A 14,768-nucleotide genomic window follows, 5' to 3' on the forward strand; every position below is an offset into this window, starting at 1 on the left:
AAAGAAAAAAAAGGATGAAAATGGGATAGGAGGGGAGAAAAGAAAATCAGAAATAAAAAAGATAAAAAAAAAAAATAAAAAGAAAAATAAGAGAAAAAAATAAAATACAAAAAAAAAAAATAAGAAGACAAAAGAAATAAACAAGAAAAAAGAAAAAAAGAAAGAAAAAAAAAGGAAAATAGTGAAATAAAGAGAAAAAAACAATGAAAAAAGAGACATAGATTGGGTGGAATTAGAAAAAGAAGGAAGGGAAGAAAAAACAACAAACTAGAAGAAAAAAAAAATAATAAAATCAGTAAGGAGTAGAATAAAGGACGTGAAAGAACAACAATACAAACAAATAGAACAAGAAGAAACAAGAACAAGAGAGTGGAAGAATCTGAAAAGGAAGGGGAGAAGGAGGGAGAAAAGTAGAAAAGGAAGAACTAAGGAGAGATCCTATACATAGTGGTGATGTCGGTGCTGCGGGCATGTATCTGTGTTCGCTCGGCCAATGTCCGTCTCTCTCGTGTGTGGCGCAAGGCGGTGCGCGGCGCGTAAAGTGGGGTCTCTGGTGATCGCTGCCGTGCTGGTCGAGCAGTTTCTAAGCATCTATGTGTAATATTGTGCCCCTTAGAACGGGCAATTTCGGCCACCGTGTCGGTGCTGACCAACGCAATTCCGGTCGAATTGACCGATATTCCGCACGTCGGCGCTTACCGCAACGAGAGGACTTGGCGACGCTGTGGGGGTAATCGCGTGATCGGTGTGCCGGCTGCTTCTTACGGTGGCCGCATTGATGGCGTGCTGGGGCGCGGCGGTTCAGGCGCGGCGACGCTCTATGACGGCCAGTGTGTGTGGGAGTTGTGTGCAGGGAGTTCATTGCTGGTGGTTGTAATGGCGTGTTATTCGGCAGTTGTGTGGTCGACCGATACTTCTGGCTTGGGGGCTATCGGTGGTGCTGAGGGCGTCTAAGGTAGAAATCATAGTTATAGCAGAATGTTGCTAACGCCAGAGTTGTGTAGGGCGTGAATGGGTCGCTTTCCCGGCCCGGCTCGACGTCGTCTATGAATACACCTTCACGCCGATTACTGGTTTTTATCTCCTCGACTCCGCTATGCAGGGGCAGTGGGACGTCTTTTATGATGCCTTTCGGCACATCATTCTGCCGGCCTCGCTCCTCGGCTATTTCTCGCTCGCCTATATCAGCCGCATGACGCGCTCGTTCATGCTCAACGAACTGTCGCAGGAATACATCGTCGCGGCGCGCGCCAAGGGCCTGTCGGAAACCCGTATCATCTGGGGCCATGCGCTGCGCAACGCCGCCGTGCCGATGGTGACGGTGATCGCGCTGTCCTATGCCGGGCTGCTCGAAGGTTCGGTGCTGACCGAGACGGTGTTTTCCTGGCCGGGCATCGGCCTCTACATCACCAACTCGCTGCAGAACGCCGACATGAACGCGGTACTCGGCGGCACCATCGTCATCGGCTCGGTGTTCATCGCCATCAACCTTCTCTCCGACCTGCTCTACCGGGTGCTCGATCCGAGGACGAAGTCCGCATGAGCGCCGGCGCCATCCAGACCCGCCGCGACTGGCTGCTCAGCGAGCGGCCGGCGTCGCGCATGCAGGCAAGGCTCGGCCGCGCCTATGTCGCGTGGCGGCGCTTTTCCGCCAACAGGCTGGCGTTTCTCGGCCTGCTCATCATCATTGCCCTGCTGGTCGTAGCCGCCCTTGCCGGCGTGTTGGCGCCCTACTCGCCGACATTCGGCGACCTCAAGGGGTCGCGCCTGCTCGCGCCGAGCGCCGAGCACTGGTTCGGCACCGACGACCTTGGCCGCGATATCCTTTCGCGCATCCTCTATGGCTCGCGCTGGACGCTCTACGTGGTCATCCTGGTCGCCATCATCGCCGCGCCGATCGGCCTGCTCGTCGGCACCGTCGCCGGCTATGCCGGCGGCTGGACCGATGCCATCCTGATGCGCATCACCGACATCTTCCTCGCGTTCCCCAAGCTGATCCTGGCGCTGGCCTTTGTCGCCGCCCTTGGCCCCGGCATCGAGAATGCGGTGCTTGCCATCGCCATCACCTCATGGCCGCCCTATGCGCGCATTGCGCGCGCCGAAACGCTGACCGTGCGCAATTCCGATTACATCAAGGCGGTGCAATTGATGGGCGCCTCGCCCTTCCGCATCGTGCTGCGCCACATCATGCCGCTCTGCATCTCCTCGCTGATCGTCCGGGTGACGCTCGACATGGCCGGCATCATCCTGACCGCGGCTGGCCTCGGCTTCCTCGGCCTCGGCGCGCAGCCGCCGCTGCCAGAATGGGGCACCATGATCGCGTCGGGCCGCCGCTTCGTGCTCGACCAGTGGTGGGTGGCCGGTGCGCCGGGCTTCGCCATCCTCATCGTCAGCCTTGGCTTCAACCTGCTCGGCGACGGCCTGTGCGACGCGCTCGATCCCCGCAGTGGTGACCAATGAGCACGCTTCTCGATGTCGAGAATCTCAGCGTCACCTTCCCGACCCGCACCGGTATTGTCGAGGCGGTTCGCGGGGTTTCCTTTTCGCTTGGCCGCGAACGGCTTGGCATCGTCGGCGAGTCCGGCTCCGGCAAATCGCAGACCGGCCGCGCCATCATGGGGCTGACGCCGCCGCAGGCCCGGATATCGGCCAACAAGCTTGCCTTCGACGGCATCGACCTGCTCAGCGTCTCGCCACGCGAACGCCGGGCGCTGCGCGGAAAACGTATCGCCATGATCCTGCAGGATCCGAAATATTCGCTCGATCCGGTGATGAGCATCGGCCGCCAGATCGTCGAGACGCTGCGCACGCATGAAAAGGTCGGCAAGGCCGAGGCGCGCGACCGCGCTTTGGCGATGCTGGAGGCGGTGCAGATCCGCGACCCGGCCCGGGTCTTCGACCTGCACCCGCATGAAGTGTCCGGCGGCATGGGCCAGCGCGCCATGATCGCCATGATGCTGATCGCCGGGCCGGAGATGATGATTGCCGACGAGCCGACCTCGGCGCTCGATGTGACCGTGCAGCTCGACGTGCTCGGCATTCTCGACAGGCTGGTCAGCGATCGCGGCATGGGGCTGATCTTCATCTCGCACGATCTGCGCCTGGTCTCCTCCTTCTGCGACCGCGTCATCGTCATGTATGCCGGCAAGGTGGTCGAGCAGCTCAAGGCGTCCGAACTCGGCCGTGCCCAGCATCCCTACACGCGCGGCCTGCTCAACTGCATGCCCAAGATCGGCGCCGACCGTCACCCGCTGCCGGTGCTCGACCGCAAGCCGGAGTGGGCGGCATGACAGCAGCGATTTCCGTCGACAGGTTGGAGGTGATCTTCGATCGCTTTCGCGCGCTGAAGGGCGTCAGCCTCGACGTGCAGCCGGGCGAATCCTTCGGCCTGGTCGGCGAATCCGGCTCCGGCAAATCGACGCTGCTGCGAGCCATCGCCGGTCTCGCGCCGGTCGCCTCGGGCAGCATCACCGTCAATGGCAAGAAGCTCGGCACGCGCCGCGACAAGGCCTTTTACCGCGAAGTGCAGATGGTCTTCCAGGATCCGTACGGGTCGCTGCATCCGCGCCAGACCGTCGACCGCCTGCTGCAGGAGCCGCTTGCCATCCATGGTTTTGCCGACGGCGAAAAGCGCATCCAGCGGGCGCTCGACGAGGTCGGTTTGGGCACCGGATTTCGCTTCCGCTACTCGCATCAATTGTCGGGCGGCCAGCGCCAGCGCGTGGCGATCGCACGCGCGCTCATCCTCGAACCGTCGATCCTGCTGCTCGACGAGCCGACCTCGGCGCTCGACGCCTCGGTGCAGGCGGAAGTGCTCAACCTTCTGGAAGAGGTCCGCCGGCGCCGCAAACTGACCTTCCTGATGGTCAGCCACGACCTCGCCATCATCACCCACATGTGCGAGCGGTTGATGGTGATGCAAAGCGGCGAGGCGGTGGAGAATCTCGCGGCAAGCGACCTTGTCGAGCGCCGCGTGACGAAGGATTATACGCGCAATCTCCTCAGGGCGAGCGACGGGTTCGTGAGGGCGTAGTTTCTATCGCGGCGCGACCGAAATTTCCGTCTCAGGCTGCCCCACCTTCCGGCACCGTTTCACTGTGCGCGCCTTCGCTTTCCTGCCCCCGCTTCGGCTCCTTGATGCGGAACCATGCCACATAGAGCGCCGGCAGGAACAGCAGTGTGATCGCGGTGCCGGCAATGATGCCGCCCATCATGGCATAGGCCATCGGTCCCCAGAACACCTCACGTGCGATCGGGATCAGCGCGAGGCTCGCGGCCGCTGCTGTCAGCGCAATCGGCCGCATGCGGTGCTCGGTCGCCTCGATCACCGCCGCCCAGCGGTCCTTGCCTTCGGTGACGAGATCCTCGATCTGCACGATCAGGATGACCGAGTTGCGGATCAGGATGCCGATCAGCGCCAGCACGCCGAGGATTGCGACGAAGCCGAGCGGCGCGCCGCTCGGCACCAGTGCGGCCACCACGCCGATCAGGCCGAGCGGCGCCACAGCAACGACCAGGAACAGGCGCTGGAAGCTCTGCAACTGCACCATCAGGATGGTCGCCATGACGAACAGCATCAGCGGCACGACGGCGGCGATCGGTCCTTGGCTTTTAGCGCTTTCCTCGACCGAGCCTGCGGTCTCGACCGAATAGCCCGGCGGCAGCTTGGCGATGAAGGCATCGACGGCTGGCTTCAGTTGGTTGACCACGGTCGCCGGCAGCGTGTCGCCGACCAATCCGGCGCGCACGGTGATCGTCGGAATGCGGTTACGCCGCCATACCGTCGGCTGCTCCAGCTCGTAGCGGAAGTTGGCCACCGCCGCGAGCGGGATCGCCTCGCCGGTGCTGGTCGGCAGTTGCATGTTCTGCAGCGTCCTGATCGAGCCGCGTTCGGCATCGCGTGAGCGCGCCACGACGTTGATCAGATAGGTGGCGTCGCGCACCTGTGTGATGGTGGCGCCGCCGACCGTGCTGTTCAGCGCGCTGGCGATATCGGAGGAGGTGATGCCGAGCTGGCGCGCCTTGTCCTGCAGCACGTCGACCCTCAGCACACGCTGCGGCTCGTTCCAATCGAAGGTTGGCGCGGCAAGCTTCGGATTGGTCGAGATGAGGCCGGCGAATTGCTGCGCCAGGCCGCGCACCGTCTGGATGTCGGGACCGCCGACGCGGTACTGCACCGGGCGGCCGACCGGCGGCCCCAACTCGAGCGGCTTGACGAAGGCATCGGTACCGACGAACTCCTCGCGCAGCAGCTTCTCCAGTTGCGGCTTCAGCCGGTTGCGCGCCTCGATGCTCTTGGTGACGATGACGGTCTGGCCGAAATACGGATTGGCCGGTTGCACGTCGAAGGCGAGCAGGAAGCGCACCGCGCCCTGGCCGACATAGGAGCTGAAATGGTCGATGTCGGGATTGCCAGCCAGCGCGCGCCCTTCGAAACGCTCGATCTGGTCCCGCGTCTCGGTGATCGACGAGTTCTGCGGCAGGTTCCAATCGACGATCAGCTCCGGCCGGTCGGAAGGCGGAAAGAACTGCTGCTGGACGAGGCCGAAGCCGGCTATCGAGCCGGCAAACAACAGCACGGTGGCGATGATGGTCAGCCAGTGATGCCGCACAGAGCCGAGTAGCGCGCGCCGGAACAGTGACGTGAAGCGGCCCGGCTGGTCGTGGTGCTTTGTCTTCATCGTCGCCGGAAGAATTGTGACGCCGAGTAGCGGCGCAAACAGCACTGCCACGATCCATGATACCAGAAGCGATACTGCGATGACGACGAACAGTGTGAAGGTGTATTCGCCGGCGGCGCTGTTGTTGAGGCCGATCGGGATAAAGCCGGCGACCGTCACCAGCGTACCGGTCAGCATTGGGAAGGCAGTCGATGTGTAGACGTAAGTCGCTGCTTTGCGCAGATTGTCGCCGACCTCAAGCCGCGCCACCATCATCTCGACCGCGATCATCGCGTCGTCGACCAGGAGACCGAGCGCAATGATCAGCGCCCCCAGCGAGATGCGCTGCAGCGAGATGCCGAGATAGGCCATGACCGTGAAGGTGATGGCCAGCACCAGCGGGATCGACAGCGCCACGACGAAGCCGGCGCGCATGCCTAGGCTGATGAAGGACACCGCGAGCACGATGGCGACCGCCTCGAACAGCGCGCGCGTGAAGCCCGAGACGGCCTCCTCGACGATGACGGGCTGGTCCGCGACCAGATGCACACCGACGCCGACCGGCAGGTCGGCCAGCACCTTGTTCATCTCCGTGTGCAGCGCCTCGCCGAACTGCAGCAGATTGGCGTTGGGCTTCATGCCGATGGCGAGCGCGATGGCATCCTGGCCATTGAAGCGGAACAGCGCCGTCGGCGGATCGACATAGCCGCGCGTGATCGTCGCCACGTCGCTCAGCCGGAAGAAGCGGCCGTTGACGCGCAGATTGATGGCACGCAGACTCTCTTCGGAAGTGAACTGGCCACCGACGCGCACGCTGATGCGCTCCGGTCCGGACTCGATGACACCGGACGGCGTGATCGCGTTCTGCGCTTGCAGGCTGGCAACGATCGCTTGCTGGTTGAGGCCAAGGGCGGCGATCTGGCGGGTCGAGAATTCGAGATAGATCGCCTCGTCCTGCGCGCCGACGAGATCGACCTTGCCGGCATTCGGCACGGTCAGGATCTTGGTGCGGACGTCCTCGACATAGTCGCGCAGCTGGCGCGGCGTCAGCCCGTCCGACGTGAAGGCGTAGATGTTGCCGAAGACATCGCCGAAGCGGTCGTTGAAGAACGGTCCCTGAACGCCTTGCGGAAACTGCGCCCGGATGTCGTTGACCATGTTGCGGACCTGAATCCAGTTCGGCACGACATCGCGCGCCTTGGTGGTGTCCTTCAGGTTGACGAAGATGACGGTCTGGCCGGCGGTGGTGACGGATCTGGTGAAGTCGAGGCTGTCGAGCTCCTCGAGCTTCTTCTCTATGCGGTCGGTCACCTGCTGCCCGGTCTCCTTGACCGACGCGCCCGGCCAGTTTGCCTGGATGATCATCGTCTTGATGGTGAAGTTGGGATCTTCCTCACGACCGAGATTGAGGTAGGAGAAGATGCCGGCCACCACGAAGACCAGCATGAAGTACCAGACCATGGAGCGGTGGCTGAGCGCCCAGTCGGAGAGATTGAAGCCCTTCATCAGACGCCGCCCTCCGGCACTTTGACCTTTTGGCCTTCGCTCAGGCTGTGGACGCCGGCGGTGACGACGCGCATACCGGCTTCCAGCCCTCCGGTGACGGTGAAGGTAGCGGCGCCCTTGGCGGCGACCTTGATGTCTTTGGCGTTAACGCTCGATGTCTGCGGATCGACGATCCACACCTTGTCGACGCCGTCCTTTTCAAGCAGTGCTGAGATGGGCAATTCTATCGTCGGCGCAACCTTGGTCACGCGGGTCGCCGTCACTGTCGAGCCGAGTCGGAAGGCTTGCGGCGGATCGGTGAGCGTCAGACGCACGCGCCGCGTGCGGGTCGAGCCTTCGGCCTGCGGCGCGATCTCGCGCAGCTTGGCCTCGGTCTGGATCGTCGGCAGCGATTGCAGGATGACCTGGAATGGGGTGCCGGCCGTGAGGTCACCGATCAACTGGTCGGGAATGTCGACCACCGCCTCGCGCAGGTCCGAGCGCGCCACCGTGACGACCGTCTGGCCAGGCGAGACCGTCTGGCCAACCTCGGCGCCGGTGGCGGTGACGACGCCGTCGAAATCCGAGAACAGCCGGGCGTAGCCAAGCTGCTCCTGCGATTTGGCAAGCGAGGCCTTGGCCCGTTCGACGCCGGCCTCCGCCGCTTTCCTCGCCTGCTGAGCGGCATCGAAGACCGCCTGCGTGGTGTTGGCGGCGGCAAGCAGCTGGCGCTGGCGTTCTTCGCTGGCTGCGGCGTTGGCGAATTGCGCCTCGGCATTGGAGAGTTCCGCCTTGGCGGCCTGGACGGCCAGCTCCAGTGCGGTCGGGTCGAGCGCGGCGATCGTCGTGCCCTTGCTGACGATGTCGCCGACATTGACGTCGCGCGACACAACCCGGCCAAGCAGGCGGAAGGCGAGGTCGGCACTGACCTGGGGCTCGACCGAGCCGGCAAAGCCGAAGGTCTGGGTGGTGCGTGGCTCGATGACCACCGACAGCACCGGCCGGATGATCGCGGGCGGCTTTTCCTCGGACTTGGAGCAGGACACGAGCGTGCCAAGTGCAAACAGGCCAAGCATAAGGTGCGGCAGCCTTCTCATTGGCCCGCTCCCGATATCTCGACCGTTTGCCCGGGACTGAGCAACTGCCCGCCTGCCGTAACGACGCTTTGGCCTTCGTTCAGACCGCTGGCGATGACGACCGTGCCCGATTCGAATGCCAGCACCTCGACCGGCGCCGTCGCAACCGCTTTGGTTGAGGGGTCGACGATCCAGACAGCCGGTTTGCCGGCAGTGGAGGTCAGCGCCTGCCAGGGCAACAGGATAGCCTTCGCCGGCCTGGCGCTGACCGAGCCGATGACAGCCGCTCCCAGTGGCATGCCGGCGGGCGTGTCGGGAATGGCGACCTTGACCCGGATCGAGCCCGAAGCCGGATCCACCGCTGGCGAGACTTCGCGCACCTTGCCCACGGCCTTCACCTGCGGGTCCGACAACAGCGTGATCGTCACCGCCGGCGATGGCGCCGTTTTGGCGACCAATGTTTCCTGGACATTGAACACCGCGTCGCGGTCGCCGTCCTCGGCGACGGTGAAGACGGTCTGCGCCGCCTGCACCACCTGTCCGGCCTCGACCTGGCGGGCGGTGATGACGCCGGCGGCACCCGCCTTGAGCTCGGTGAAGGACAGGTTCTGCTGGGCGTTGGTTAGTGCGCTCTGCGCGGCATCGACACTACCTTGCGCAACCTTCAGCGCCTGGTCGGCGGCGTCATAGTCGCGCCTGGTGGTAAAACCCTGGGCAAGCAGCGTCTTCTGCCGCTCGAAGGCGGCGGCTGACTGGGTCAGCTGTGCCTGCGCGGCGTCAAGATCGGCCTGTCCCGAGCGCAAATCGGATTCCTGCTCCTGCGGATCGATGCGGGCGAGCACGGCACCTTGATCGACATGCTGGCCGACATCGACCAGCCGCTCGGCGACGCGGCCACCGACCCGGAACGACAGATTGTTCAGCGTGCGCGCCGCGATCGCGCCGGTCAGAGAGGTCCTTGGCGAATAGTCTGCGATCGCTACTGTCTCGGTGCGCACCATCACCGGCAGCTTGTGTTCGGCCGCCTGCTTCTGGCAACCGGCAAGCAGCAGGCTCGCCATCGCACAGGCAAGGATCGGGGTGTTTCGAAACGGCAAAAGGCTGGGGGGCGATGGTTGCAAGGCGGACGATGTCGCGTTCCTGCTCATGGCTTCCCCTGCCTGCTTGGAACGCTCCCCCTGCGGAGCCTCGTGGGCCGTCCAAAGATAGTCGATCCCGGGGAAAAGGGAACCTCTCTCGTACGCGGATCGGTCGACTGGCCAAGGCGGCGCTCGGTGGCAGGCCCAATCGCCTGTTGACGGTGCCGACTTGAGGAAAACGTGAAATAAGGTCAGAAGACGTGTCAGCGACATCAAACAAGAACGGGCGCCGGCCCGATGAGGGATACCATGAAGAATTCAGCCATTTCCGAGCGCAAGAACCAGTCGATCTCACGTGGCGTCGGCATGACCACGCAGATCTATGCGGACCGGGCTGAAAACTCGGAGATCTGGGATGTCGAGGGCCGCCGCTACATCGACTTCTCGTCGGGCATCGCCGTCGTCAATACCGGCCACCGCCATCCGAAGGTGATCGAGGCGGTCAAGGCGCAGCTCGACCGCTTCACCCACACCTGCCACCAGGTGGTGCCCTATGAGAGCTACGTGCGGCTGGCCGAACGGCTGAACGGCATGCTGCCCGGCAAGTTCGAGAAGAAGACGATCTTCGTCACCACCGGCGCCGAGGCAGTCGAGAACGCCATCAAGATCGCCCGCAACGCCACCGGCCGTCCGGCGGTCATCGCCTTCGCCGGCGGCTTCCACGGCCGCACCTTCATGGGCATGGCGCTGACCGGCAAGGTCGTGCCCTACAAGGTCGGCTTCGGCGCCATGCCGGGTGACGTCTACCATGCGCCGTTCCCGGTGCCACTGCACGGCGTATCGGTAGCCGATTCACTGGCCGCACTCGACCGGTTGTTCAAGGCCGATGTCGACCCGGCCCGGGTTGCCGCCATCATTATCGAGCCGGTCCAGGGCGAGGGCGGCTTCTACGACGCGCCGCGTGAGTTCCTGATTGCGCTGCGCAAGCTTTGCGACCAGCACGGCATGCTCTTGATTGCCGACGAAGTGCAGACCGGCTTTGCCCGCACCGGCAAGATGTTTGCCATGGATCACCATGAGGTGGCGGCCGACATCACCACCATGGCCAAGAGCCTGGCCGGCGGTTTCCCGCTGGCCGCGGTCACCGGCCGTGCCGAAATCATGGATGCGCCCGGCCCCGGCGGGCTCGGCGGCACCTATGGCGGCAGCCCGATCGGCGTTGCCGCCGCCCATGCCGTGCTCGACGTGATCGAAGAGGAGAAGCTCTGCGACCGCGCCAACACGCTGGGTGCGAGGCTCAAGCAGCGGCTGCAGTCGATCCGTGACGACGTGCCTGAGATCGTCGATATCAGAGGCCTCGGCTTCATGAACGCCGTCGAGTTCAACGACGTCAAGAAAGGCCTGCCGTCGGCTGAGATCGCCAATGCGATCAGGCTGAAGGCGCTCGACAAGGGCCTGATCCTCTTGACTTGTGGCGTCTACGGCAACGTCATCCGCTTCCTCGCCCCGATCACCATCCAGGACGGCGTCATGAACGAGGCGCTCGACATTCTGGAAAGCTCGATCCGCGAAGTCTGCGCCGCCTGATCGGCGACGTTACCCAGCCGCTCTGGCGGGCACGTTCTCGAGGTAAGCGGCCAGCGCCGCTTTCAGGCCGTCGGGTCCCGTCGCGATCGTCTGCGGCGTCGGCGAAAAACCGGCGCCGAGCATTTTGCGGCCAAGCATATGGTCGCCGGGACGGTTGACGGATTCGATGCCGAGCAGCCGGTCGCCGGCATAGTGGTAGATGGAGAACTTGTTGTCGGGCAGGTCGCCCAGCACGACATGACTGTCGCCGCCGGCGGTCAGGCCGACCATCTGCAGCTTCATGTCGCCGATGTCGGACCAGAACCATGGCACCGCCGAATAGGCGTCGGCATGGCCGACAATGGTGCGTGCGGCAAGCCGGGCCTGGTCGGTGGCGTTCTGCACCGATTCCAGCCGCACATCGCCGCCGGTGAACCAGTGCCGGTAAGAGGCCGCGTCGCCAATGGCGAGAATTTCCAGCGCCGAGCTGCGCATCTGGTGATCGACGCGGATGCCGTTGGCGACAGCGAGGCCGGCGTCCTGCGCCAGTTCGACATTCGGCACGGCGCCGATACCGACGATGACCATGCGCGCCGGCAGAATTTCGCCTGACGATGTGACTGTGGCCACGACATGGCCGTTTTCGCCTTCGAGCCTTGCAATCGAAGTGCCGGTGAGGATGCGCACCCCGGTCGCTTCCAGCCTTTGGCGGACATGGCTCGCCACGACCGGCGCCACGGCGCGGCCGAGCAGCCGGTCGAGCGCTTCGACCACCGTCACCGTGCGGCCGCCCGCCCGCAATGTGGCGGCGATCTCCAGTCCGATGAAGCCGCCGCCGAGGATGACGACATCGTCGCTCTGTGCGCTCAACTCGCGGATCAGCCGCGCATCGGCCAGCGAGCGCAGCGACACCACGCCGGACATTTCAGAGCCGGGCAACGGCAGGGTGCGCGGGCGCGAGCCGGTCGCCAGGATCAGGTGATCGAAGCCAAGCGCACCGCCGCCGGCGATGTCCAGGCTGCGGCGCGGGGCATCGATACGCTCGATCCTGATGCCTGGCCGGTAATCGATGGCGCTGCCCGTGTAGAAGGCTTCGCCGCGCAGCGGTTGCGGTTTGGCCGCGGCATCCTTGATGAACGTCTTCGACAGCGGCGGCTTGTGGTAGGGCAGCTCGTTCTCGTCACTGATGAGGATCACCGGTCCGTCATAGCCCTCCTCGCGCAGACTTGCGGCCGCTTGCACGCCTGCATGACCCGCGCCGACAATGACCACACCGTTCTTCATGGCATTCCAATCCCGACTCGATTCTAGGACGTCTCGCCAAGTGGCAATTGTCTGTCGCCGCCGCAAGAGAGCTTTTGCGGGTCGCACCCGGAATGGCGGCTGTCAATCGCACAGTTCAGCGGCAGGTCCGGTGCAGGCCGATGCATAAAGTTGACAGTCGTAGTTTAGAATAATTCTAAACTGTTGTTTCAATTGCTTTTTCTTGCCGATCTCCATTGACTTCCGGCGGAGTCGAAGCTTTATGGAGGCTCGCGCATTAGCGCATCCCTTTGATGTCTGGGCCTTGAACCCTTTCGATTGGAGGCATTTCGGTGTCTTTCTTCCGCAGACCACGTCTTGTCGTGGCCATTTTTTTGCCGGATGGCGTTGCCTGCCTGACTTGGTGCAGGCCGCTCGTTGCCGCGCCCCTATTTCAGTGAATTCCTGAGGAGACGACAGTCATGAGAGCGATGATAACGGCACGGTATGGCGGCAGGCTCGCCGCGATCGGCGCCACGGCCCTGCTGACGGCGGCGGTGTTCGTGCTGCCGGCCAAGGCGGGAACCGATGCGAAGGCGGTCATCAAGACCTATGCCGACATCGCGCTGGCCAAATACGAGGATTCGCTGACCACCGCGCAGGCGCTAGACAAGGCGGTCGACGCCCTGCTCGCCAAGCCGTCGGTGGAAACCCTCAACGCCGCCCGCGACGCCTGGAAGGCATCGCGCGTCCCCTACCAGCAAACCGAAGTCTATCGTTTCGGCAACAAGATCGTCGACGACTGGGAAGGCAAGGTGAACTCCTGGCCGCTCGACGAAGGGCTGATCGACTATGTCGCCAAGAGCTATGGCACCGAATCGGATGCGAATTCGCTCTATGCGGCCAATGTGATCGCCAACAAGGAAATCGAGATCAACGGCAAGAAGGTCGATGCCACCAACCTGACGCCGGAATTCCTCTCCGGCACGCTGCAGGAAGCCGGCGGCGTCGAGGCCAATGTCGCCACCGGCTATCACGCCATCGAGTTCCTGCTCTGGGGCCAGGACCTGCACGGTACCGGTCCGGGCGCCGGCGAGCGCCCCTATACCGACTACGACCTCAAGAATTGCACCGGCGGCAATTGCGACCGCCGCGCCCAATATCTGAAATCGGCCAGCGACCTACTGGTTTCCGACCTTCAGGAGATGGTCGGCAACTGGAAGGAAGACGGCGCGGCGCGCAAAAACCTCGTCGATGGCGAGCCGAACACCGCCATCTCGACGATCTTCACCGGCATGGGCTCGCTGTCCTACGGTGAACTCGCCGGCGAACGGATGAAGCTCGGCCTGCTGCTGCATGATCCGGAAGAGGAGCATGACTGCTTTTCCGACAACACCTACAATTCGCATCTCTATGACGCCATCGGCATCCGCGCCGCCTACCTTGCCAGCTACACACGCCTCGACGGCACCGTGGTTTCTGGCCCTTCGGCGCATGACATGGTCAAGGCGGCCGATCCCGCGATCGACAAGGAACTGTCTGATAAACTCGATGTCACGGTCGCCAAGATGGAAGCGATCAAGGCGCGGGCACTGGCCGGCGAGGCCTATGACCAGCAGATCGCCGAGGGCAACACGGAAGGCAACGCCACCGTGCAGGCGGCAATCGACGCTCTGATCGACCAGACCAAGTCGGTCGAACGCGCCGTTGGCTCCCTGAAGCTCAACGCCATCGCCTTCGAGGGGTCCGACAGTCTCGACGCACCGGACAAGGTGTTCAAGTAGGCGTCGACAGACTGGGGCCTGACCGAAGCCGGACATCGGCTTCGGATTGGCTCCGGCAAGAAATCAAGCCACACGGCGCGGGAGGCGCCGTCAGCCATCCGAGCCATGTAATGCTGATCTGCCATTGCAACATCATCACCGAGCGGGAAATCGAGCAGACGATCATCGGGCTGCTGGACCAGGACCCTTGGCAACTGATCGTGCCGGCAAAGGTTTATCACGCCATGCAAAAGCGTGGTCGTTGTTGCGGCTGCTTCCCAAATGTGGTCGAAACGATCATTCGGGTCACCGAAAATTACCACGCCCGCTCGGAGGCGAGCGGCGTGGATATCGTTTCACATCTGGATCGCGTCAGAGGCCTGCGCGTCCAATACGGGAGCAGAACCCATGAAAGGCGAAAAGCAGATCATCGAGCGGCTTAACGAGGCTCTTTTTCTGGAGCTCGGCGCCGTCAACCAGTATTGGGTGCATTTCCGTCTGCTTGAGGACTGGGGATACGCCAAGCTGGCAAAGAAGGAGCGGGCGGAATCGATCGAGGAGATGCACCATGCCGACCGGCTCGTGGCCCGCATCATCTTCCTTGAAGGCCATCCGAACCTGCAGTCCGTGGCGCCTCTGCGCATCGGGCAGAATGTCAAGGAAGTGCTCGAATCCGACCTTGCCGGCGAATATGACGCGCGTACCGACTACAAGCGTTCGCGCGAGATCTGCGAGGAAGCGGGCGACTACGTGACGATGAAGCTGTTCGAGGAGTTGCTGGCGGACGAGGAAGGTCACATTGACTTCCTCGAGACCCAGCTCGACCTGCTTGCTTCGATCGGCGAGGAAAAATACGGCCAGCTCAACGCCGCATCGGCGGACGAGGCGGACTAAGGA

At 63.0% G+C, this 14,768-nt stretch carries 12 protein-coding genes and 1 pseudogene; 9 read left to right on the top strand and 4 right to left on the bottom strand.

The annotated features are described in order from the left end of the window. Nucleotides 1–636 precede the first annotated feature (636 nt). From ACFSOZ_RS37810 to ACFSOZ_RS37830, 5 genes and pseudogenes are all read left to right on the top strand, one after another. Nucleotides 637–954, top strand: a complete 318-nt coding sequence (locus ACFSOZ_RS37810) for a hypothetical protein (RefSeq protein ID WP_379106872.1) — start codon at nucleotides 637–639, stop codon at nucleotides 952–954. 55 nt (nucleotides 955–1,009) lie between these two features. Then, nucleotides 1,010–1,543, top strand: a pseudogene (locus ACFSOZ_RS37815) (ABC transporter permease); the annotation flags it as partial. Continuing rightward, nucleotides 1,540–2,460, top strand: a complete 921-nt coding sequence (gene nikC, locus ACFSOZ_RS37820) for a nickel transporter permease (RefSeq protein WP_379104883.1) — start codon at nucleotides 1,540–1,542, stop codon at nucleotides 2,458–2,460. The pseudogene ACFSOZ_RS37815 and the gene nikC, both read left to right, overlap by 4 nt. Next, nucleotides 2,457–3,290, top strand: a complete 834-nt coding sequence (locus ACFSOZ_RS37825; RefSeq protein WP_379106874.1) for an ABC transporter ATP-binding protein — start codon at nucleotides 2,457–2,459, stop codon at nucleotides 3,288–3,290. Before nikC ends, ACFSOZ_RS37825 begins: the two co-directional genes overlap by 4 nt. Next, on the top strand, nucleotides 3,287–4,033 hold the full coding sequence (locus tag ACFSOZ_RS37830; protein WP_379106876.1) for an ABC transporter ATP-binding protein: 747 nt from the start codon (nucleotides 3,287–3,289) through the stop codon (nucleotides 4,031–4,033). The genes ACFSOZ_RS37825 and ACFSOZ_RS37830 overlap by 4 nt, the downstream gene beginning before the upstream one ends. Nucleotides 4,034–4,064: 31 nt before the next feature. Here the strand turns inward: ACFSOZ_RS37830 and ACFSOZ_RS37835 are convergent, their stop codons facing one another. From ACFSOZ_RS37835 to ACFSOZ_RS37845, 3 genes are read right to left on the bottom strand one after another with little or no spacing between them, the layout of a single operon-like run. Continuing rightward, a complete protein-coding gene (locus tag ACFSOZ_RS37835) occupies nucleotides 4,065–7,166 on the bottom strand; it encodes an efflux RND transporter permease subunit (protein WP_379106878.1) in 3,102 nt (1,033 codons plus the stop codon). Further along, nucleotides 7,166–8,242 (bottom strand): efflux RND transporter periplasmic adaptor subunit, encoded by a 1,077-nt coding sequence (locus ACFSOZ_RS37840; protein ID WP_379106880.1) that lies wholly within the window; start codon nucleotides 8,240–8,242, stop codon nucleotides 7,166–7,168. Before ACFSOZ_RS37840 ends, ACFSOZ_RS37835 begins: the two co-directional genes overlap by 1 nt. After that, nucleotides 8,239–9,369 carry an efflux RND transporter periplasmic adaptor subunit gene (locus tag ACFSOZ_RS37845; protein WP_379106882.1) on the bottom strand — a complete coding sequence of 377 codons (1,131 nt, stop codon included), beginning with the start codon at nucleotides 9,367–9,369 and terminating at the stop codon, nucleotides 8,239–8,241. The genes ACFSOZ_RS37840 and ACFSOZ_RS37845 overlap by 4 nt, the downstream gene beginning before the upstream one ends. Before the next feature lie 240 nt (nucleotides 9,370–9,609). On the opposite strand from ACFSOZ_RS37845, the gene ACFSOZ_RS37850 reads away from it, so the two are divergent. Further along, nucleotides 9,610–10,887: a 4-aminobutyrate--2-oxoglutarate transaminase gene (locus tag ACFSOZ_RS37850; RefSeq protein WP_379106884.1), complete on the top strand. Its 1,278-nt coding sequence runs from the start codon at nucleotides 9,610–9,612 to the stop codon at nucleotides 10,885–10,887. A 9-nt stretch (nucleotides 10,888–10,896) separates the two neighbouring features. Here the strand turns inward: ACFSOZ_RS37850 and ACFSOZ_RS37855 are convergent, their stop codons facing one another. Continuing rightward, a complete protein-coding gene (locus tag ACFSOZ_RS37855) occupies nucleotides 10,897–12,150 on the bottom strand; it encodes an NAD(P)/FAD-dependent oxidoreductase (RefSeq protein WP_379106886.1) in 1,254 nt (417 codons plus the stop codon). Between the two features lie 449 nt (nucleotides 12,151–12,599). Here ACFSOZ_RS37855 and ACFSOZ_RS37860 point away from each other — a divergent pair, with 449 nt between their 5' ends. From ACFSOZ_RS37860 to bfr, 3 genes are all read left to right on the top strand, one after another. Next, nucleotides 12,600–13,892 (top strand): imelysin family protein, encoded by a 1,293-nt coding sequence (locus tag ACFSOZ_RS37860; RefSeq protein WP_379107179.1) that lies wholly within the window; start codon nucleotides 12,600–12,602, stop codon nucleotides 13,890–13,892. A gap of 110 nt (nucleotides 13,893–14,002) precedes the next feature. After that, nucleotides 14,003–14,314: a (2Fe-2S)-binding protein gene (locus tag ACFSOZ_RS37865; protein WP_111544703.1), complete on the top strand. Its 312-nt coding sequence runs from the start codon at nucleotides 14,003–14,005 to the stop codon at nucleotides 14,312–14,314. Further along, the gene (bfr, locus tag ACFSOZ_RS37870) at nucleotides 14,280–14,765 is read left to right on the top strand and encodes a bacterioferritin (protein WP_379106888.1); all 486 of its coding nucleotides are present in this window, start codon (nucleotides 14,280–14,282) and stop codon (nucleotides 14,763–14,765) included. The genes ACFSOZ_RS37865 and bfr overlap by 35 nt, the downstream gene beginning before the upstream one ends. Nucleotides 14,766–14,768 lie beyond the last annotated feature (3 nt).

Source organism: Mesorhizobium newzealandense, from assembly GCF_042682145.1.
Taxonomy (GTDB): Bacteria; Pseudomonadota; Alphaproteobacteria; order Rhizobiales; family Rhizobiaceae; genus Mesorhizobium; species Mesorhizobium newzealandense.